Origin of the sequence: Hyunsoonleella rubra, assembly GCF_042684665.1 — a bacterium.
Classification (GTDB): Bacteria; Bacteroidota; Bacteroidia; order Flavobacteriales; family Flavobacteriaceae; genus Jejuia; species Jejuia rubra.
In genome coordinates, this window is record NZ_JBHULY010000016.1 from 214,673 (window position 1) to 235,049 (window position 20,377).

At 37.6% G+C, this 20,377-nt stretch carries 23 protein-coding genes; 9 read left to right on the plus strand and 14 right to left on the minus strand.

Features of this window, described 5'->3' with window-relative positions; all coding sequences use genetic code 11:
- The 3 genes from ACFSR8_RS09235 (at position 1) to ACFSR8_RS09245 (ending at position 1,840) form a co-directional block, all read left to right on the plus strand.
- A complete protein-coding gene (locus ACFSR8_RS09235; protein ID WP_380291294.1) occupies positions 1–330 on the plus strand; it encodes a DUF4870 domain-containing protein in 330 nt (109 codons plus the stop codon).
- Positions 331–987, plus strand: a complete 657-nt coding sequence (locus ACFSR8_RS09240) for an alpha/beta hydrolase (protein ID WP_380291296.1) — start codon at positions 331–333, stop codon at positions 985–987.
- Positions 988–1,138: 151 nt separating this feature from the next.
- Positions 1,139–1,840 (plus strand): fatty acid desaturase, encoded by a 702-nt coding sequence (locus ACFSR8_RS09245; RefSeq protein WP_380291298.1) that lies wholly within the window; start codon positions 1,139–1,141, stop codon positions 1,838–1,840.
- 101 nt (positions 1,841–1,941) lie between these two features.
- Here the strand turns inward: ACFSR8_RS09245 and ACFSR8_RS09250 are convergent, their stop codons facing one another.
- From ACFSR8_RS09250 to ACFSR8_RS09285, 8 genes are all read right to left on the minus strand, one after another.
- A complete protein-coding gene (locus ACFSR8_RS09250; RefSeq protein WP_186563698.1) occupies positions 1,942–2,646 on the minus strand; it encodes a response regulator transcription factor in 705 nt (234 codons plus the stop codon).
- A gap of 4 nt (positions 2,647–2,650) precedes the next feature.
- A complete protein-coding gene (locus ACFSR8_RS09255; RefSeq protein ID WP_380291301.1) occupies positions 2,651–4,222 on the minus strand; it encodes a sensor histidine kinase in 1,572 nt (523 codons plus the stop codon).
- Between the two features lie 77 nt (positions 4,223–4,299).
- The gene (gene coaE / locus ACFSR8_RS09260) at positions 4,300–4,887 is read right to left on the minus strand and encodes a dephospho-CoA kinase (protein ID WP_380291303.1); all 588 of its coding nucleotides are present in this window, start codon (positions 4,885–4,887) and stop codon (positions 4,300–4,302) included.
- Positions 4,884–5,792 (minus strand): CdaR family protein, encoded by a 909-nt coding sequence (locus tag ACFSR8_RS09265; protein WP_380291305.1) that lies wholly within the window; start codon positions 5,790–5,792, stop codon positions 4,884–4,886. Before ACFSR8_RS09265 ends, coaE begins: the two co-directional genes overlap by 4 nt.
- 53 nt (positions 5,793–5,845) lie before the next feature.
- Positions 5,846–6,853, minus strand: coding sequence for a glycosyltransferase (locus tag ACFSR8_RS09270; protein ID WP_380291307.1), 1,008 nt, complete (start codon positions 6,851–6,853; stop codon positions 5,846–5,848).
- A gap of 67 nt (positions 6,854–6,920) precedes the next feature.
- Positions 6,921–7,541 (minus strand): tRNA (guanine-N1)-methyltransferase, encoded by a 621-nt coding sequence (locus tag ACFSR8_RS09275; RefSeq protein WP_380291309.1) that lies wholly within the window; start codon positions 7,539–7,541, stop codon positions 6,921–6,923.
- Between the two features lie 139 nt (positions 7,542–7,680).
- Positions 7,681–9,129 (minus strand): glyceraldehyde-3-phosphate dehydrogenase, encoded by a 1,449-nt coding sequence (locus ACFSR8_RS09280; RefSeq protein WP_380291311.1) that lies wholly within the window; start codon positions 9,127–9,129, stop codon positions 7,681–7,683.
- A gap of 216 nt (positions 9,130–9,345) precedes the next feature.
- Complete coding sequence (locus ACFSR8_RS09285; RefSeq protein ID WP_380291313.1) at positions 9,346–10,749, minus strand: trypsin-like peptidase domain-containing protein; 1,404 nt, start codon at positions 10,747–10,749, stop codon at positions 9,346–9,348.
- A 126-nt stretch (positions 10,750–10,875) separates the two neighbouring features.
- On the opposite strand from ACFSR8_RS09285, the gene dapF reads away from it, so the two are divergent.
- The 5 genes from dapF (at position 10,876) to ACFSR8_RS09310 (ending at position 14,897) form a co-directional block, all read left to right on the plus strand.
- Positions 10,876–11,658, plus strand: coding sequence for a diaminopimelate epimerase (gene dapF, locus ACFSR8_RS09290; protein ID WP_380291315.1), 783 nt, complete (start codon positions 10,876–10,878; stop codon positions 11,656–11,658).
- Complete coding sequence (locus ACFSR8_RS09295) at positions 11,645–12,169, plus strand: GNAT family N-acetyltransferase (RefSeq protein ID WP_380291456.1); 525 nt, start codon at positions 11,645–11,647, stop codon at positions 12,167–12,169. The genes dapF and ACFSR8_RS09295 overlap by 14 nt, the downstream gene beginning before the upstream one ends.
- Positions 12,169–13,212, plus strand: coding sequence for an endolytic transglycosylase MltG (mltG, locus tag ACFSR8_RS09300; RefSeq protein WP_380291317.1), 1,044 nt, complete (start codon positions 12,169–12,171; stop codon positions 13,210–13,212). The genes ACFSR8_RS09295 and mltG overlap by 1 nt, the downstream gene beginning before the upstream one ends.
- Positions 13,212–14,120 carry a DUF2279 domain-containing protein gene (locus ACFSR8_RS09305; RefSeq protein WP_380291319.1) on the plus strand — a complete coding sequence of 303 codons (909 nt, stop codon included), beginning with the start codon at positions 13,212–13,214 and terminating at the stop codon, positions 14,118–14,120. Before mltG ends, ACFSR8_RS09305 begins: the two co-directional genes overlap by 1 nt.
- Before the next feature lie 111 nt (positions 14,121–14,231).
- Complete coding sequence (locus tag ACFSR8_RS09310) at positions 14,232–14,897, plus strand: peptidoglycan-binding protein LysM (protein ID WP_380291321.1); 666 nt, start codon at positions 14,232–14,234, stop codon at positions 14,895–14,897.
- Positions 14,898–14,903: 6 nt separating this feature from the next.
- Here the strand turns inward: ACFSR8_RS09310 and ACFSR8_RS09315 are convergent, their stop codons facing one another.
- Genes ACFSR8_RS09315 through dnaA form a run of 3 tightly spaced genes read right to left on the minus strand, consistent with a single transcriptional unit; the run spans position 14,904 to position 17,569 of the window.
- Complete coding sequence (locus ACFSR8_RS09315) at positions 14,904–15,614, minus strand: SAM-dependent methyltransferase (protein ID WP_380291323.1); 711 nt, start codon at positions 15,612–15,614, stop codon at positions 14,904–14,906.
- A 56-nt stretch (positions 15,615–15,670) separates the two neighbouring features.
- Positions 15,671–16,129 (minus strand): low molecular weight protein-tyrosine-phosphatase, encoded by a 459-nt coding sequence (locus ACFSR8_RS09320; RefSeq protein WP_380291325.1) that lies wholly within the window; start codon positions 16,127–16,129, stop codon positions 15,671–15,673.
- Positions 16,130–16,141: 12 nt separating this feature from the next.
- The gene (dnaA, locus tag ACFSR8_RS09325; RefSeq protein ID WP_380291327.1) at positions 16,142–17,569 is read right to left on the minus strand and encodes a chromosomal replication initiator protein DnaA; all 1,428 of its coding nucleotides are present in this window, start codon (positions 17,567–17,569) and stop codon (positions 16,142–16,144) included.
- 187 nt (positions 17,570–17,756) lie between these two features.
- Between dnaA and ACFSR8_RS09330 the strand changes: the two genes are divergently transcribed.
- Entirely contained in the window at positions 17,757–18,152 is a 396-nt protein-coding gene (locus tag ACFSR8_RS09330; protein WP_380291329.1) for an acyl-CoA thioesterase, read from the plus strand.
- A 4-nt stretch (positions 18,153–18,156) separates the two neighbouring features.
- Here the strand turns inward: ACFSR8_RS09330 and ACFSR8_RS09335 are convergent, their stop codons facing one another.
- The 3 genes from ACFSR8_RS09335 to ribD are packed head-to-tail and all read right to left on the minus strand — an operon-like array spanning position 18,157 to position 20,377.
- Entirely contained in the window at positions 18,157–18,765 is a 609-nt protein-coding gene (locus tag ACFSR8_RS09335) for an IMPACT family protein (protein WP_380291331.1), read from the minus strand.
- Positions 18,766–18,768: 3 nt separating this feature from the next.
- Positions 18,769–19,380 (minus strand): HAD family hydrolase, encoded by a 612-nt coding sequence (locus tag ACFSR8_RS09340; protein WP_380291333.1) that lies wholly within the window; start codon positions 19,378–19,380, stop codon positions 18,769–18,771.
- Positions 19,373–20,377, minus strand: a complete 1,005-nt coding sequence (gene ribD, locus ACFSR8_RS09345; protein WP_380291335.1) for a bifunctional diaminohydroxyphosphoribosylaminopyrimidine deaminase/5-amino-6-(5-phosphoribosylamino)uracil reductase RibD — start codon at positions 20,375–20,377, stop codon at positions 19,373–19,375. Before ribD ends, ACFSR8_RS09340 begins: the two co-directional genes overlap by 8 nt.

Genomic DNA, 20,377 nt, shown 5'->3' on the forward strand with positions numbered 1-20,377 from the left:
ATGACGCAACAAGAAATTCAAGAAGGTAAAACTTTTGCAATTGTGGCCTACATTACCTTTATAGGCCTAATTGTAGCAATCATAAAAAACCTAAATCAAAAAAATCCATTCACTGCATTTCACGTGCGCCAAATGATTGGATTAGTATTGCTTTTGATTTTTTCAAACTTGACCGAAAAATATGTAAACAGTTGGCTAGGCACTATGTTGTGGTTCGGCACTTTTATCCTTTGGGTTTACGGGATTATCACTGCTGTTCGTGGTGAGGCAAAGCTTATTCCTTTCTTTGGAAAACTGTTTCAGGAATGGTTTCAAAATATTGGAAAATAAATGTTGTACACTTCTCTTTCTTTAGATTATGTCTTGAGGCCATCCACCCTCGATAAAAATCCCCCACTACTGATTATGCTCCATGGCTACGGTAGTGACGAAAATGATTTGTTCTCATTTGCAAGTGAACTTCCCGAAGAACTTTTGATTATTTCCGCAAGGGCACCATATCGCATGCAACCCTTTGGAAATGCATGGTACGCCATCAATTTTGATGCGGACAAAGGAAAATGGAACGACAATGTTCAAGCCAAGCAATCTGTAGATTTAATTGCAAAATTCATTGACGAAGTTGTATCTAAATACGATATCGGAAAAGACAATATCACCCTTTTGGGATTTAGCCAAGGCACAATTCTAAGTTATGCCGTGGCGTTGACTTATCCTGAAAAAGTCAAAAATATTATTGCGCTTAGCGGTTACATCAATCAAGATATTTTGCCCGAAGATATCGGCGAAAAAGAGTATTCCCATTTAGATTTTTATTGCTCGCATGGCAGTGTGGACCAGGTAATTCCTGTAGATTGGGCTAGACAAACACAACCTTTTTTAAATTCGGTGAACATTAAAAATGTGTACTCCGAATTTCCAGTGGGTCATGGGGTGGCTCCTCAAAACTTTTATGAATTTAATACGTGGCTCGAGCAACGTTTATAGGTGAGTTTTATCCGGACAAAGTATCCGTTTGACTGAAACCCTTATACTCCATCTTTATTTCATCGAAAATCTTTGTAGCTCAAGGAAATACATTTGTTTTTGTTTAATTTTTTTATATTTTTGTTAGACATTATTTTAATGTAAATTTGCTATGAAATCTACAAAACCACTTTACAAGGCTGTGGATCCCTATGGGATTATCATTGCTTTTGTGATGATTTTTATTTGGTTTTTTTCGCTCTTCACCCTTTTAATTTGGGACATCAGTTATGCAAATCCATTGGTTTATTTAACTATTCTTTTACAGACACATTTGTACACTGGATTGTTTATTACGGCTCATGACGCCATGCACGGCTCTGTATCCAAAAACAGAAAATGGAATACCCTAATTGGCTGGATAACCTCCATGCTATTCGCCTTCAATTTTTACGATAGATTACTGGTAAAGCATCATGAACATCATCGATTCGTAGCTTCTGACAAAGATCCTGACTTCCATGAATCGGGTAAGTTTTGGCCTTGGTATTGGAGTTTTATTAAAAAGTACACTACGTTGAAACAATTGATTTTGATGACCATTACCCTGCAATTATTGCGATTGGTTTTCCCGTTGGATAATCTGTTATTATTTTGGATTTTCCCTGGCATATTGTCTACTTTCCAGCTCTTTTATTTTGGTACCTATGTACCTCACAAAGATGGGCATGACCATGACAACAAGCACCATTCTTCTTCTTTGGAGAAAAATCATATTTGGGCTTTTTTGAGTTGCTATTTTTTTGGATACCACTACGAGCATCATGATGCTCCCGGGGTACCTTGGTGGCGTTTGTGGAAAGTAAAACAATAAGCTTTCAGGACTTGCGTCAAGTTATAAATGTAAGCTCATCCGGATATTCAAAAAAAAATCCGGCAACAACCGGATTTCTAATCTATATATAATTTAAGTTTCTAGCTATTCACCACCAATCTAAACCCTTCGCCGTGAATATTCAAAATTTCCACCTTGTCATCAGGCTTTAAGTATTTGCGGAGTTTGGCAATGTAAACATCCATACTTCTAGAGGTAAAATAATTATCATCGCGCCAAATCTTGGTCAACGCTAATTCACGAGGCATTAAGTCATTTTCATGTAACGCCAACAAGCGCAACAATTCATTCTCTTTAGGAGAAAGTTTTGTTGGCTCTCCCCCATCAAAACGTAAAAACCGTAATTTGGAATTCAAATGGAAACGGCCAATTTCAAACTCAAACTGCTTGCTATCGGATATAGTTTCAGTAGCCTTTCGTTGCATAATGGCCTTAATTTTCATGAGCAACACTTCGCTATCAAACGGCTTGTTTAAATAATCGTCTGCCCCTACTTTATAGCCTTTTAATACATCTTCCTTCATCGCTTTTGCAGTCAAAAAAACAATAGGCACATCCGTATTTTTTTCACGGATTTCCTTGGCAAGGGTAAATCCGTCCTTATATGGCATCATCACGTCCAAAATACATAAATCGTAATCGTCCTTCTTGAATTTTTCAAAGCCTTCCATACCGTTTTTGGCATGCACCACATCATAGTCGTTCATCATTAAATAATCTCGAAGCACGGTTCCGAAATTCGGATCGTCCTCAACCAATAAAATTTTCTTGTTTTGCTCTTCCATATGTTTATGATATTAAGGGAAGCTTTATCGTAAAAGTACTTCCTTTTCCTTTTTCACTTTCTACGGACACGTATCCCTGATGGTCGTCCACTATGCGCTTCACATAGGCCAACCCCAGTCCATGTCCTTTTACATTATGTATGTTTCCTGTATGCTCCCTATAAAACTTTTCGAAAACACGTTTAGCCGCAGCTTTGCTCATGCCACTGCCTTGATCCTGAATTCTCAACAATATATTTGTTCCCACATTTTCAGTAAACACGTCTATTTGCGGCGCTTCAGGCGAATATTTTATGGCGTTATCCAACATATTTACTATCACATTTGTAAAATGGGTTTCATTTGCCAAAACAGTCGAATAATCCGCATCCAAATGTGTTTTTATATACCCCTGTCTGTCCTCAACAATCAGTTCTACATGAGTGATAGCATCTTCAACCAAATCGTGTAAATCAACCCTGTCCTTACTGATATTCAGCTCGTTTTTTTCCAGTTTAGATATTCTCAACACATTTTCAACCTGCGCGTGCATCCTTTTGTTTTCTTCTTTGATCATATTCAGATAACGCACTACCTTTTTCTGATCCTCAATAATTTTCGGGTTCTTAATCGCATCCAATGCCAAATTTATGGTAGCAATTGGTGTTTTGAACTCGTGGGTCATATTGTTGATAAAATCCGTTTTAATTTGTGATATTTTACGCTGTTTCACCAATTGGAACAAAGCACTTGAATAGGCCAAAACGATAATCAAAGTGAATACTACCGATAACATAATCATTCCAATAATGGACGACAAAATAAATTTATGGTCATCGGGAAAATTCACCAAAAGTTTATAGTTACTCTGATTATTTTCGTCATAAAAAACGGGGACACTAAAAGTTGATTTTTCATCTTTTTCGAAACCTTCGCTGTAAACTTTAGTGGCCAAATCCCTGCTATAAACCGCAAATTCAAAGTCGATATCAATACCATTTTCCTTTAATTTTTTGGACAACAATTCTGATATATCCTCCTTGGAAACTCTTTTGTGTACAGGGATAGTCTTTGCAAACGCCCGAAGGTTATTATAGAAATAATTCTTTTCGGCATCCCTTAAACGACCGCTGTTAATAATATTCAAAATCGGGTTGGGCTTAAGATCCCTATCATTTAAATTGGCGTTATCGTACACCTCAATTTTTGAAGTCCCTATAATATTCCTAATATCAATACTATCTAAACCGATGTCAAAGAGCGATGAAGATAATTTGTAATTATCCTCCAGCACATTACTTTTATAGATTAACGTTTCCTTTGTACTGTTATTTTGCTGATAAATAAACAGTTGTGAAACTGCCGCGGAGTCCTTTTTCTTTTCACTGTCCAAACTTTGAAAACGCTGAAAATAGGTATCCAACTCCTTTTTTTCAATGGCATTAGATGCATAGCTCAACGCACTTTTTACATTGAACTTAAAGCGGTCCTTTTCATTTTCAACAGCACCATTGATAAAAAACACCTGAACAAAAATGATTCCTACAAGCGACGCACTCATCAATATTATCAGCAGGACAAAAACTTTTTTGCTCATCACCCAAAATTAACATTTTAACATTTAGTCAACTTATCATTTAACCTTACATTAACAAAAATGCCATAACAGATTTTTTATTGCGTTTTTTTAAGTATTTGACGGTGAATTTCTTGGACTTGATGTTTGGTTTTCCCTAAATCTTCGTTTGAAATTACAAAATCTGATAGGGCTATTTTTTTGTCGTCCGGCCATTGATTTTTCATAATAGATTCGATTTTTTCTTTTGAAGAATTGTCCCGGTTTAGCAACCTCTCAATTCTTAGGGATATTGGAGCCGTAACGGTAATAACAAAATCCATCTGTTTGTCCCCTTCACTTTCAAATAAAATAGCTACCTCTTTTATTACATAAGGAGCATTCTGTTTTGCTACCCATTTCTCAAAATGTCTTTTGACTTTTGGATGAACGATAGCATTCATTTTTTGCAAGATTGCCTTATCATTGAATATAATCTCCGCCAAAAATGGTCGGTTTAATTTGCCATCCACATAGGCATTCTCTCCAAAAAGGGCTATAAGTTTACGCTTGATCACTTTTGATCGGTGCATCAGTTTTTTGGCCTCTTCATCTGCTATATAAACAGGAATGCCTAGCGCTTCAAATGCCTTAGCCACTGTTGTTTTCCCACTACCTATACCTCCTGTTAGCCCTACTATTGTCATTTTACGATAATGAATTCTATGCGTTGTTGGCTCAATTTGATACGTTTTACGTTTTCTGGAAATCTCACCAATTCTGTGATTAAAAACGATTGGTTTTGACCTGCCTTATTATAGTCGCAAACCACTCTAAAATCTTTTGGTTTGACACTGTTGAAATACTCTAAACTGGTATAATAGGACACATTAACTTCCTTTGGAAAACATTTGATAGAAATACTATCGGGCACGTTTATCACCCTGATAGGGATTTTTACCGTGCCTTCAGTAAACTTCTCAACATCAGCAACCAATTCCACTTCATCCAAAGAAAACTTCAAATCCTTTCTGTTTTTTGGAAGTTTAAGTCTTGCCTTTTTTGAAATATCCGTCTTAACATTGTCCAGTTGAACCAATTCGGTTTCCAAACCTTGCAAACTTTCAACCATATCATGTGGCCCAACTACAACAATCGAATCTGGATCTGCTTCAACTTCGTTTAACATATCAAAGCCTGGGGCGAATTGTATTTCAGCTTTTGCCAATACGGGTACTTTTTTCACCATATTCGTATCGAATCGAAACACTAAAGTATCTGGATCTATACTTAGCAATTTCACCTGATTTTGAAACTGCTTCTTTTCATTTAAATATGAAACCGACCTTGCAAACACATATGACGACCCTGTTTTGTATACTTCATTTGAAAAATCGACAGCAATTTGTGGTTTGGTAAGACAATACTGCAACCATTTAAATCCATGGGTTTTCAAACGGATATCCAGCTTATTATTGGAATCATTCAAAATGACTTTGTCCCGTGGCACATTTAATCTTTTTACTTCAAAAGCCACAGTATTAGTATATTCTTTGGAAAGTTTGGTAAAAATCAAAATAACAAAGGACGAAGATAGAAAGAGAAGAAACACGTTCAACCTTTTGTTTTTCACTGAAGCTAAAAGCTCTTTTTTTAATTTTCTAATCACTTTGACTTAAAGAATAATTTAGGAAAACGCTCTTCCGGCATTTTGTTGAGCCAATGGATTGCAATAGTCGATTTTAAAAATCCATAGCCGTAGCCAAAAAATTGAACCAGTATGGCCAGCAAGCCAACAATAGCCACGGCGATACTTTTTGTTGAAACCAAAGCTACAATAAAAGCCACTAAAAAGTAAACCATATACAGCCAAAATAAAATGCCGAAATTGAAAAACAACAATAGAATTGCCAATATTAGCCCAGACCAAAATAGTGTGGGGAACCAATATGTCAACTTTTTAGTAGAAGGGTGCCACTTGTTTAAAATTGGGCGTACCAAACCAAATTTATGCACCTGTTCATAAAACTTTTTCCAAGAGATACGCCTTTTGTGAAACACGACTGCACTAGGTATTAATTTAGTTTGAAACCCTAAACCCCATAGCCTAATGGACAAATCTGGGTCTTCACCAGGGTGAATGCGACCAAATCCTCCGGAGGCTAAAAAAGCCTCTTTGGACAGACCCATATTGAAACTTCTTGGTTGGAATTTATCTACCGCATTTTTATTCCCTCGGATACCCCCGGTAGTGATAAAAGAAGTCATCGTAAAATTGATAGCCTTTTGTAGAATTGTGAAAGACTCGTGTGCTCCATCCGGCCCTCCAAAACAGTCAACAAATTCCCTTTTAAGGCTTTTGTCAACTTCACTTAAATAATTCTTTGGAAGGATAACATCACTATCCAAAATGATAAAATAGTTGCCCGGGGCCTTTTGCATCCCATAATTTCTGGAGTCTCCCGGACCAGTATTTCCCTTGTAGAAATAGGAAATATTTAAATCGCCTTTGAATTGATTTACAGTAGTCTCCGAGGTCTTTTTAGAACCATCTTCAACAATTACAATTTCATAATCTAAATCGGTTTCCATCGCCTTGAAACTTTGCAAAAGTTCCTCGATTTCCTCGGGACGATTATAAACTGGGATTATGAATGAAAATTGTAATGGCATAAAACAAAATTAACCATTCCGCATAAAAAAACCCGATAGCTTTTAAAACCTATCGGGTTAATGTATTTTAAACTTTTTTCTGCTTGTTGATCTCGTCCTGTAGCTGGCGCCTTACTTTTTGTTCGCGCTCCAAGGCTGTTTTTCTGTGCTCCTCAAACTCTTCCTCAATTTCCGCCAGATTCTGCTTGGCTTGTTTGGTCACGGCGTTGCTGTTTTTAAATTTATAGATAAAGAAAAGCAACAATGCCAGCAAGCCGGCAATTATGGCCCACATCAAAGAATTATACCCTGTTTTGCTCATTTGAAGCCCTAATAGCGCCATACTGTCTTTTTCAAGATTAGTTTTATCCAAAGTAACTTGAGTGTTGCCTAGGTTCGTTTTTAATTCTGATATTTCGTTAGCTTGGTTCTTTACAACAGCTTGCGTATCGCTCAATTCCTTACGGATTCCTTTTAGGGAGTCATTAACATGGGACCTTAAAATAGATAACCAACTACGCTTTACAGCTTCGTAGGCTTGTCCGTTTGTACCTTTGAAATTTCCAGACTTTTTGAATATAAATTCAAACTGACTATCTATGGTGCCACTGTTTAATGATAGCTTGTCTTCCTCTTGGCTGGCTTGCGAAAATGTAAGGCTACAAAAAAATATAGAAAATACTAGGAGGGTATATTTTATGGTATTCATTTGGTTGTTTTTAAATAGGTTAACTAGATTTTGCGAAAATAAAAAATAAAGTTCAATAGACTGCATTAATTTATGAACAGCCTCACAAAAGTGAAGCTGTTCAGGAAAATATACGGTGATTTTGGTGCTTTAGATGTTCTTAATAATAAGTATATCTTCTAACTTTTGCGATGTATTTTGCTAACCGCACAACCTGATGGCTGTAGCCATATTCATTGTCATACCAAACATAAAGAATGGCATTCCTTCCATCCTTTCTTACAATGGTCGCTTTGCTGTCGTAGATAGACGGAGCAGAACAGCCAACGATATCACTAGAAACCAGTTCATCGCTAAGTTCAAATTTGATTTGTTCCACCAAATCCCCCTCCAAAGCGTACTTTTTGATAATGGCATTCATGCCATCCGTTGAGGTTTTTCTGTCTAGTTCTAGATTTAAGATAGCTAGCGAGCCATTTGGTACCGGAACCCGAATTGCATTTGATGTCAATTTACCTTCTAAGCTAGGTAATGCTTTAGCTACGGCCGTACCAGCTCCTGTTTCGGTAATTACCATGTTAAGCCCAGCGGCGCGACCACGACGGTATTTTTTGTGAAAATTATCTACCAAATTTTGGTCATTAGTATAGGCATGGATAGTTTCTAAATGGCCACTTTTTACACCAAGCGAATCCTCTACAGCCTTTAAAATTGGGGTAATAGCATTGGTGGTGCATGAAGCAGCTGAAAATATTTTAATATGGTTTGGGCTATATTCAAAATGGTTGACCCCGTGCACAATATTAGGTACGCCCTTTCCGGGAGCGGTCAACAATACTTTGTCTACACCTTTAGATTTTAAATGTCTGGAAAGCGCTTTTTTGTCTCTAAACGCTCCAGTATTATCTATAACTAACGCATCTTTTATTTTGAATTGAGTGTAATCAATATCCTCTGGGGCATTGGCGTTAATAAGATGTACCGTTGTACCATTGATAATAAGGCAGTTCTTTTGGGGATCACTTACTACGGTTCCGGGAAATTCGCCATGAATGGAGTCGTTGCGCAACAGTGCCGCTCTTTTTTCAAGGATTTCTGGATTGATTTCGCCCCGGGTAACAATAGCCCTCAGACGCAATTGGCTTCCTTTTCCGGTTCTCGCCATCAATTCACGAGCCACCAAACGCCCAATTCTACCAAAGCCATAAAGAATAACATCCTTCGGTTGAATATCCTTTGATTTTTTGGCATCCTTAATCTTGTAGGCTACAAAGCCACGGGCATTGTGGTATTTGTTTTCTTCTAAATGAAATTCGTATGTCAATTTGCCAATATCCAATTTGGCTGGGGGAATGTCAAGCTCCAAAATAGCTTTTGCAATTTCAACGGAGTCAAAGATTGAAATAGGCTTTTGAACAAACTCACCAGCGTAGTTATGTAGCGATAAAATTTGACTCACATTTTTATCGATAAGTTGGTTTTTGAAGAGTACTAGCTCCACCGATTTGTCATACCAAAGATCGCTCACGATTTTGATAAATTCAACAGTAGCCCGACGTCTATCAGCCTGAAAAGCGAGCTCTTTTTCGTAGGTTGCATTTGAAGTCATGTTATTCAGTTTGTGGTTTAAATTTGAAACAAAAATACCATATTTCAAACGTTTTCGTAAGGTATTTCAAAAAAATTATCCTTGTTGTAAGATGACAAGGAGTCTTATGAAATTATGATTCTCCCGACTTGTGCTGAGCATGTTGAAGTAATGCAGGTATGCCAAAAAAATAACCCTCCATCTGGAGGGCCATTTCAATCAAAAATTTATTGTTGTTTATCTAAAATTATAACGTTCTTTTTCGCCATTTTTATTGATGAGTTCAATGCGCATAGGCTCGTTTGAGGACCTATTCTTTAATACATTTTGTACGTCATCTACATTATTAATTTCAACATCATTTATAGCGGTAATTATTGAGCCTTGACCCACCCCGTTCTTCTGCCAGTATTCCGCATATTGGCCATTTAGCTCTACGATTTTCACACCATTATTTGCCTTTAACTTCTTCAAATCCGCAGGTTTCGCATTTTTAATCTGACCCACTAAGGGCATGTTATAGGTTTCATTTTTGACCAAACGCACAGGAATGGTTTTTACCTCTCCATCGCGTGAAAATGTCACATTAACAATATCATTAGGTCGCTTGGTGTTCAAGTGTCCTTTTAAATCTGAAAATCTTGAAATTTTTACGTTATCAATGGATTTAATAATATCGCCTTCCTTCAATCCAGCTTCTTCGGCACCAGAATCTTCAACTATGCCTGCAATATAAAAACCTTGGGTGTCTGATATTTCTAAGGCTTCGGCAGCTTTACTGTTTAAGGTGCTACCAGTTATCCCCAGTACCCCATTTTGAACGTTGCCATATTCCATAATATCCTCTACCACTTTTCTGGCAATATTACTGGGTACCGCAAAGGAATATCCTATATAGGAACCTGTTTGTGAAGAAATGGCTGTATTAATACCGATAAGCTCACCGTTGCTATTAACTAAAGCACCTCCAGAATTCCCTGGATTTACGGCGGCATCAGTTTGAATAAAGGACTGGGAGTGGGTTCCTGTTAAATCCCTTGATTTGGCACTGATGATTCCAGCGGTAACGGTGGAGGTCAAATTAAATGGATTGCCAACGGCCAATACCCATTCGCCAATTTTGGCTTGGTCGGAATCCCCGAAAGTAACGACCGGTAAGTCCTCATCTGTTTCAATTTTTAACAGGGCGATATCCGTTTTAGGATCTGCACCAATAATTTCGGCCTGATACGTCTTATTGTTATTTAGGGTTACGGATAGTTCTTGCGATTTATCAACCACATGGTTATTTGTAATAATGTAACCGTCTGGAGTAATAATGACCCCAGAGCCCGTACCCATTTGGGCGCGACGCGGACTTCTGCCAAAAAACAGGTCTTCAAACGTCATTTGTCCCGAACTGATAGTCACGTTCTTAACATGTACCACGGCATTCACTGTATTTTCAGCCGCTTTGGTAAAGTCAGGGGTTTCGTAGGGTTTAAACAGTGTGTTTGTATTGCTGGTAGGTAAAAATGTAGGGTTTTCATCCGTTGTATTTACCACAACAGTTTGTTTTTCTTCCAATAATAATTTGTAGGCCCCCAACGTCAATATACCGCCAAGAGCTGAAACCAATACTAGTGTTAAAATCTTCTTCATAATTTTCAGTTTAAGATATATGCTCAACGAATAAAATTAAATATTTATTGAATGCTCAATTCAACTTTAACGACGATTTAACAAAGCCCGAAACCGTTTAATATTCTTATATTTGTGCCCTGAGTTATGCAACAAAAATTTTACAAATATCAAGGAACTGGTAACGATTTTGTGATGATTGATAATCGTCAACAACAATTCGACAAAAATAATACCAAACTGGTGGCACAGCTTTGTGACAGACGTTTTGGCATAGGTGCTGATGGATTGATTCTTTTGGAAAATCATGATACATATGATTTTAAAATGGTGTATTATAACTCCGATGGCAGGGAAAGTTCTATGTGTGGCAATGGAGGGAGGTGTTTGGTGGCCTTTGCTCAACAATTGGGGGTGATCGAAAACCACGCTGTTTTTGAAGCAGTTGACGGATTGCATCATGCCTCTATTGCCGATGGAATTGTTCGTTTGCAGATGCAGGATGTGGGTAATATCAACAATAAAGAAGGATATGTATTTTTAGATACCGGTTCACCGCACCACGTTCAGTTTGAAGAAGCCATTGATAGCTTTGATGTCAAAACGATTGGAGCTAACATAAGATATGGAGCGCCTTATTTTCAGGAGGGCACCAACGTGAATTTTGTAAAGAAACTATCTGAAGATGCTTTTAGGCTAAGGACCTACGAGCGCGGTGTTGAAAATGAAACTTTGTCATGCGGCACGGGTGCTACGGCCGTAGCCATAGCGATGCACTATATAGGTGAAACAGAAAAAAACTTGGTGAAGCTTAAGGTCGAAGGTGGAGAACTTGAAGTGTCCTTTGACTTAGATAATGGAACTTATTCCAATGTATGGCTTATCGGCCCAGCAAAATTGGTGTTTGAAGGCAGTTATGGAAACGCTTAATGGCAAACATATCAGCCTGAGAGCGCTTGAGCCCGAGGATTTGGAGTTTGTCTTCGAACTAGAAAACGATGAAAATATTTGGGCATTGAGCAATACCCAAACACCCTTTTCCAGATATGTCATCAAACAATATTTAGAAAATGCGCTTAAAGATATCTATGAAGTAAAACAATTGCGATTGGTTATTTGTGATAAAAAAGGCAATTCGTTGGGACTTATAGACCTCTTCGATTTCGACTTTAAAAACAAAAGAGCAGGAGTCGGTATTATCGTCAAAAATCCCGATAACCGTGATAAGGGTCATGGTGGCGAAGCTTTAAAACTGCTTGTCGATTATAGTTTTTCGCATTTAGGATTACATCAATTGTATTGCAATATTTCAGAAGACAATAAAAGAAGTATTCAGTTGTTCACCAATAATGGTTTTATTGAAATTGGTCTTAAAAAGGATTGGAACTTCAATCAAGGCGAATTTCAAAATGAATACCTATTTCAACTCATTAGAGCATAATGTACATTAAAAAAATACTTTGGGCTATTGCCCTAATAGGATTAGTCGTGGCAGGCTATTTTGCTTATTACATATATGGTGCGATGTTGGCCCCTAACACCAATTTCAATAATGAAGAGGCTTATATCTATATAAAATCTACCGATGCTTATAAAGATGTTAGGGCTCAATTGGAGCCTTTGTTGAAGGACATCGACAAGTTTGATGTGTTGGCAAAGCAAAAGCAGTACACAAACAACGTGAAATCTGGAAAGTATGTCATTAAAAATGGAATGAGCAACAATGATATTATCAATTCCATACGGAGCAAAAATATCCCTGTAAAGGTTTTGTTCAATAATCAAGGCTCGCTAGAGGACTTAGCAGGAAGGATTGCTGAGCAGATTGAGGCAGATAGTCTGTCATTATTGACAGCTATGAGAGATGAAGGTTTTTTAAAGGAAAATAAGTTCAACAGTGCCACTGCTTTGGGGATGTATCTTCCAAATAGTTATCAGTTTTATTGGGATACCAATGCGGAAGGCTTTAGGGATAAAATGCTTTTGGAATATCAAAAATTTTGGAATGCCTCCAGAATTGCGAAGGCTGAAAGTATCGGACTGAATAAAAATCAAGTGATGACCCTAGCCTCTATAGTTTATGAAGAGACTAAGCAACCAACCGAACAACCACGGGTGGCGGGTGTTTACATTAATAGATTGCGTATTGGTATGCCGTTACAGGCGGACCCAACGTTAAAGTTTGCGGCCTACCAATTGCCGCAGTATAAAAACACCGTCATCAAACGGGTGCTAAACGTCCACAAGGAAATTGATTCGCCCTACAACACCTATAAAAGTAGAGGATTGCCCCCAGGGCTAATTACGATGCCTGATATTTCTGCGATTGAGGCGGTTTTAAACCATGAAAAGAGCAGTTATCTCTATTTCGTGGCTGATGCTAAACGATTGGGCTATCATAAGTTTGCAAAAACCTTAGCCCAACACAATGCTAATGCTCGTGAATATCATAGATATCTTTCGTCGCAAGGCATCAGAAAATAGTGCGATATTTTCGTTTCAATATCATCATTTGCCTGCTATACAGTTGTTGTGCTTTTTCCCAATCCGCACTCAATAGATTTTTAACACCTAGTGATACATTAAACATCCAACGTAGAAATGCTGTAGTAATTTCTGAAGCTTCATTGGTTACGCTGTCTTTGGTTGGGTTGAATCAAATCTGGTACGCGGATTTTGAACGCTCAAAATTCCATACAGTAAATGATAATAATGACTGGTTGCAAATGGATAAGTTGGGGCATGTCTTTACTGCATATCAAATGGGAAAGCAAGGTGTTAATGTTTTAAATTGGAGTGGGGTTAGTAAAAAGGACCAGCTCCTTTATGGAGCCACTTTAGGGTTTGGATTTTTAACGGCTGTGGAGGTGCTGGATGGCTTTTCCAGCGAATGGGGTTTTTCCTGGGGTGATATTGGTGCAAATGCATTGGGTACCGGACTCTATATTTCGCAAGAATTATTGTGGAACGAGCAAAGAATTGACCTAAAATTCAGTTTTCACCAAACAAGCTATGCTGAACAACGGCCCGAAACTTTAGGAAAATCGTTTTTCGAGCAGGTTTTGAAAGATTATAACGGACAAACCTATTGGCTAAGTTTCAATCTACGTTCTTTTTTTAAAAAGAGTAAAATCCCGGAATGGCTAAATCTGGCTGTCGGCTACAGTGGCAACGGCATGCTGTATGGCTCAAAAGTTCCTGACAATCAAGTGTTAACAACTAATTCGAGATACCGGCAGTTCTTTTTAAGTTTTGACCTAAATTTGCAAAAGATAAGGACAGAATCGGCATTTTTACGCACGATTTTTAACATTTTCAATTTGATAAAAGTACCGTTTCCAGCCTTAGAAATTAATAAAAATGGGGGTGCATTTCATCTATTCTACATTTAAAACAAGTACTTAATCGATTAATTTTGAAATGATTAAAAAAAATCATAATTTTGCACGCTCAAATTTTCAAGCATTTTTACATTGTAATTTTGCTGAAGAAATTTACAAATTATGGTAAAAATTATTGCAAGTTGCTTATCATTAACACTTACAATATTGATACTATTGTACATGTCGCTTTCTACAACGGAAGCGGTTGATTTAAGTAAGTACTCAACTGATGGCTTGGTGTTGAATTACACCGTTAGTCAGGATGCAGGCACTAAGGTTAGTGCCAAGGCATCAGAGGATGGATACGAAGCTTTTACACCTTATTTGGGTAAATCTTTCGTAGGTTTCAAAGAGGCTTTGGCCTTTAAAGAATCTGGAGGTAACTATTTTACGGTGAACACTTACGGGTATTTGGGGAAATACCAGTTTGGGAAAGAGACCTTAGGTCTTATTGGCGTAAAAAACATCCAGCAGTTTTTAAAGAACCCAAAACTTCAGGAAAAGGCATTTATTGCTAATGCCCAACGCAACAAATGGATTTTGCGCAGGGATATCAACAACTTTGTCGGTAAACGCATTAATGGTGTTGTAGTAACAGAGTCGGGTATCTTGGCGGCGGCCCACTTAGCTGGTCCAGGTAGCGTTAAAAAGTATTTAAGAAGTTATGGATTGGATAACTTTGCTGATGGCTATGGTACAACCGTAGCGTATTACATGAAACGATTTTCGGGTTATGATACGTCTTTCTTGAAAGCTAACAAAAAAGCAAAAGTAAATTCAATCTAAAAGCGATTAGCTTTTATGGATGATAAAGATAGTAGGCCTCTTGTGGAGGTCTACTTTTTTTTTGGCCCATTGACTGGCCGGTAACGTTTTAATAAATTCTGTGGGCAAAGTGAGGTCGCAGGCCACGCAAATTTTAGTTTCCGCAGAAACAGTTTTGATAATGTCTTCTCGTAAATTGTTATTTCTGTAGGGTGTTTCAATAAATATCTGGGATTGGTTTTTTTCAAAGGACAGGCGCTCCAATCTCTTCAACTCCTTTTTTCTTTCGTTTTTATCAATTGGTAAATAGCCATTAAACGCGAAGCTTTGTCCGTTTAGGCCAGAACTCATCATCGCCATCAGAATTGATGAAGGCCCCACCAAAGGCACTACTCGAATATCCTTTTCATGGGCCAATTTCACGATCTCCGCTCCTGGGTCGGCAACAGCAGGACAGCCCGCTTCAGATAATAGTCCGACGTCAATGCCGCGATTACAGGGCTCTAAAAATTCTGGTAGCTCTATGGGTTGCGTGAATTTATTCAATAAAAACAATTCCAATAGGGATTGTTGTTTCTTCGGGCTTATTTTTTTGATAAATCGCCTTGCAGATTTTTCGTTTTCAACGATATAAAACCTAGTGTCTTCAATAACCTTTTTCACCGAAATAGGCAAAACCTCAAGCGGCGCATTGTCTCCGAGAGTTGTTGGAATAAGATATAAATTGCCTTTTTGCACGGATTTGAATTCAGTGATAAATACTTTCTACGTAAAGGTAATAAATAAGAGCCTAATTATTTGGAGGTGATTTTATAGGCTATTGTTTCGCAGGCTTTATCCAGCATCCGATAAACGTTTTCAAAACCTTGGTCTCCTCCATAATAAGGGTCAGGGACATTGAGGTTTTCACCTGGAGCAATTTCGTTTAAAATCAAATGTACTTTGGCAATATCGTCATCCTTTCTGGCCATTTTGATAATATTCCTAAAATTGGAATCGTCCATGGCATAAATCAAATCGAAGTTGTCAAAATCCCGTTTCTGAAACTGTCTTCCTCTGAGACCGTTAATGTCAATACCGTATTTTTTGCCAACGGCTACTGAGCGTCTGTCCGGGGAGCTACCGATATGATATGCCGCCGTCCCGGCAGAATCTACTTCAAAACCCTGTGCTGGAAGTTTCGACCTTAAAATACCTTCGGCCAATGGTGAGCGGCAAATATTGCCCAAACATACCATTAGGATTCGAGTCATTTTAATAAGATTTTAAACGGATAGTTTTTTTGTGATGTCCTCAACGTATTTCCTGAATTGCTTATCGGTGGAGGATAGATTGTCCACCGTCTTGCAGGCATGAAGTACTGTGGCGTGGTCGCGTTTTCCGATTTGGGAGCCGATACTGGCCAAAGACGCTTTGGTCATTTTTTTGGCGAAAAACATGGCCAATTGACGGGCTTGAACTATATGGCGCTTTCGCGTTTTGGATTGAAGCGTTTCCACATCCATTTGAAAATAGTCGGACACTATTTTTTGTATATAATCGATAGAGACTTCGCGCTTAGTGTTTTTGACAAATTTTTCAACGATTTGTTTGGCGAGGTCAATTGTGATTTCCTTTTTATTGAATGACGATTGAGCAATCAATGAAATTATTGCACCCTCCAATTCGCGAACATTCGTCTTGATATTTTTGGCCACATAATCCACAATATCATCAGGCATTTCAACACCGTCACGATAAAGTTTGTTTTTCAAAATAGAAACGCGTGTTTCAAAATCAGGATGCTGCAATTCGGCGGAAAGCCCCCATTTAAAGCGGGACAGTAAGCGTTGCTCAATATCCTGCATATCCACTGGCGCTTTATCACTCGTCAAAATAACCTGTTTTCCATTTTGGTGCAAATGATTGAAAATATGGAAAAATACATCCTGTGTTCCAGATTTTCCGGAAAGGAACTGCACATCGTCAATTATCAAAACATCAATAATTTGATAGAAATGGATAAAATCGTTGCGGTTGTTCTTTTTTACAGAATCAATATATTGTTGTGTAAACTTTTCAGCAGAAATATACAGTACCGTTTTTTCAGGGTACTTATCTTTGATATCAACCCCAATAGCATGTGCTAAATGGGTTTTACCTAAACCAACACCACCGAAAACCAACAAAGGATTAAACGAGGTGCCTCCCGGTTTTGCGGCCACGGCTAATCCCGCACTTCGCGCCAAACGGTTGGAATCGCCTTCCAAAAAGTTTTCAAAACTATAATTGGGATTCAATTGCGATTCGATTTTAACGTTTCGAATCCCGGGAATGACGAACGGGTTTTTTAATTCCGGGCTTTTGTTGTCCAAAGGGATATCAACATCTTGCGCTTTTACGGGAGTCCTGTTAGAACTTGGGATTTTTTCCGTAAACGGTTGTTTGTTGCCATAGGTGTTCTCCATTTTAATGATGTACACCAATTTGGCATTTTCACCCAATTCCTTGGTTAACGAAACTTTTAAAATCTTAACGTAATGTTCTTCAAGCCATTCGTAGAAAAATTTACTCGGCACTTGAATACTCAAGGCGTTTTCTTGAAGCTTTACGGCTACAATAGGCTCAAACCAAGTTTTATACGCCTGAGGTTGAATATTATCTTTTATAAAATTAAGACAGTTATTCCATACCGATTGCGCAGTTATACTCATTGGTTTAAATTCTTGGTTTTAGTTGATTTAATTCAAAGAGAAGCGCCCCTTCAAATCCCCCTTTTGTTGTGTGGCAAATATGTGAACAAAATTCTAAAAAAAAAAACGAAATACTATTGAATTTTCAGAAATTTTTCCCCATGTTTAATCACTAGCCGAAACTACAAAAAAATATTGACAAAAGCCCATGAAATTCGATGAAATACAAATAAGAGTGAGATATGGTGAAACAGACCAAATGGGAGTTGTGTATCACGGTAATTACGCATTATATCTGGAAATGGGTAGAATTGAATGGTTGCGAAAATTTGGAATTTCATACAAAAAAATGGAAGAGAACGGCATCATGCTTCCTGTAATTTCTTTGAATATAAATTATAAAAAATCAGCGGGTTATGATGACCTAATTAAGGTAAAAACTCAACTCAAAAAAACACCTACGGCTAAGATTGAATTTGAGTATGAAATCACAAATGAAAATGGCGAAATTTTGACCACTGCCGAAACCACTTTGGTTTTTATTGATATGAAAACGAATCGACCGGTGAGGGCGCCCCAATATATATTAGATTTGGTTTCGTAGGAATTTATAGTTTTTTGATTTCAATACCGAAAGTACGTTCAAACATTTCATGAATTTTTAGGGCATCCCTTTTTCTGACTGAAATAGCGATATTGCAACTTAATTCCAATTGTTGATGTATTATTTGAAGCTGTTGTTCTTTTATAATGCGCATTACCTTGTTCATATCTTTGTATTCAAAAGATAATTGATACTGATTATTTATGGTTTTCTCAATAATAGTACAGGATCCCAAAGCTAGTTGCGCAGTGGTCTTATAGGCTTGAATCAGTCCGCCAACTCCGAGTTTTACGCCTCCGAAATATCGAACAACGATTATTAAAACATTAGTAAGACCAAAAGATTGTATTTGTCCGTAAATAGGCATTCCTGCCGAATTACTGGGCTCTCCATCATCGTTTGCACGAAAAATAATTTGCTCTGTTCCGGTTTGATAGGCATAGCACCAATGTCTCGCGGAATGGTGTTCTTTTTTGACCTTATCCAAATTAAGTTTAACCTCAGTTTCATTCAAAACGGGAAAGACATACCCAAAAAATTTGCTGTTCTTTTCCTTAAAAAGAATGGGTTTCGGGCTAGCGTCAATGGTTTTGTATGTATCCTTGGCTTTCAATGTTTAAAACAAATGGCTTTTCACTGAAAACAAATCTACAACGTCATCCACACCAGGGCGGATATGCCAAGTATGGATACCCATTATTTTGGCCGTTTCAATGTTGTCGGCATTATCATCTATAAAAAGACATTCATTAGGCTTTAGTTCGTTTTCTTTCAGCACAAACTCAAAAATATCCTTGTTGGGTTTTCTTAAGTGAATTTCGTGGGATAGATAAAATTGATGAAAGTAGTTTTTAAATTCTTTATAAAAAGGAACATGCGCTTTCACCCAATCGATATGGAGTTCGTTAGTATTGCTCAATAATATGAGTTGATACCTTGCTTTGTCTTTCAATTGTTTTAAAAAATCCAAACGGTACTTTGGGAAATCCTTTAAAATCAAATTCCATAAATCGACCAGTTCAGTCCTGCTTAGATAGGGAAACTTTTCAACATAAAAATCAATAAATTCTTCAGAAGTAACTTTGCCAATTTCATATTGCTTATTGATTTCAATGATATCTTCGGGCAAAGAAGAAATTCCAAGTTTTTCCAATGTCACTTTAAATGCCGTTTCAATATCCAAATCGATAAACACGTTCCCAAAATCAAAGATGATGGTTTTAATCATTTCGGTAAATTTTTAAAATATCATTTTTTATGGTTTCCTCTGAGAATGGTTTCCTTTTAAAATCAGGGGCTTTTACCCCATTTTCAAAAACTGCGCTTCCTTTGAAAACCCGAGCTTCGTCCCAAAGATTTTCGTCAATAAAAGCCTGAAGTGTTTTTGCACCACCTTCAATGATAACCGAATTGATTTGTTTTTTAAAAAGTACTTTGCAGATTTGTTCAGCTAAAGGTTTTGAGAAATCAGCCTTTTGCTCATCAATTATTATGGTTTCCGCTTTATCGCTAAAAACATTTAGCCTTTTTGGCAATTTGTTTTTTCTATCAATAACAATTCTGATAGGATTTTGCCCCGACCAATCGCGAACCGTCAAACTTGGATTGTCCTCCAAAACAGTATTGGTGCCAACCAAAATGGCCTGTTCCTTAGCTCGCCATTTGTGCACCAATTGTCTCGAAGCTTTATTTGTAATCCATACTGGAGACTTCGTTTGCCTCGATTCGGGAGCAATAAAACCATCCTGTGTTTCTGCCCACTTCAAAATAATATAAGGTCGTTTTTTATTATGAAATGTAAAAAAACGTTTGTGATGTTCCCGGCAGTCGTTTTCCAAAATCGGAACGGTCACGTCAATACCCGCTTCTATCATTTTTTTAATCCCCTTTCCTGCCACCTGTTCGTTGTCATCCATACAGCCAATCACTACTTTTGGAATTTTATGTTTAATAATAAGGTCGGAGCAAGGAGGTGTTTTTCCGTAATGCGAACAAGGCTCCAGCGTTACGTAAAGTGTAGCTTCTTTTAAAAGGGATTTGTCTTTTACCTTATAAATAGCATTAACCTCAGCATGATTACTCCCATAGACACTGGTAAAGCCTTCACTGATAATCTCACCATTTGAAACAATCACACACCCTACCATCGGGTTTGGTCTTGTATTGCCAAATCCGTTTTTACCGATGTCAATACATCGTTTAATATAAGTTTCGTGTATGCTCAA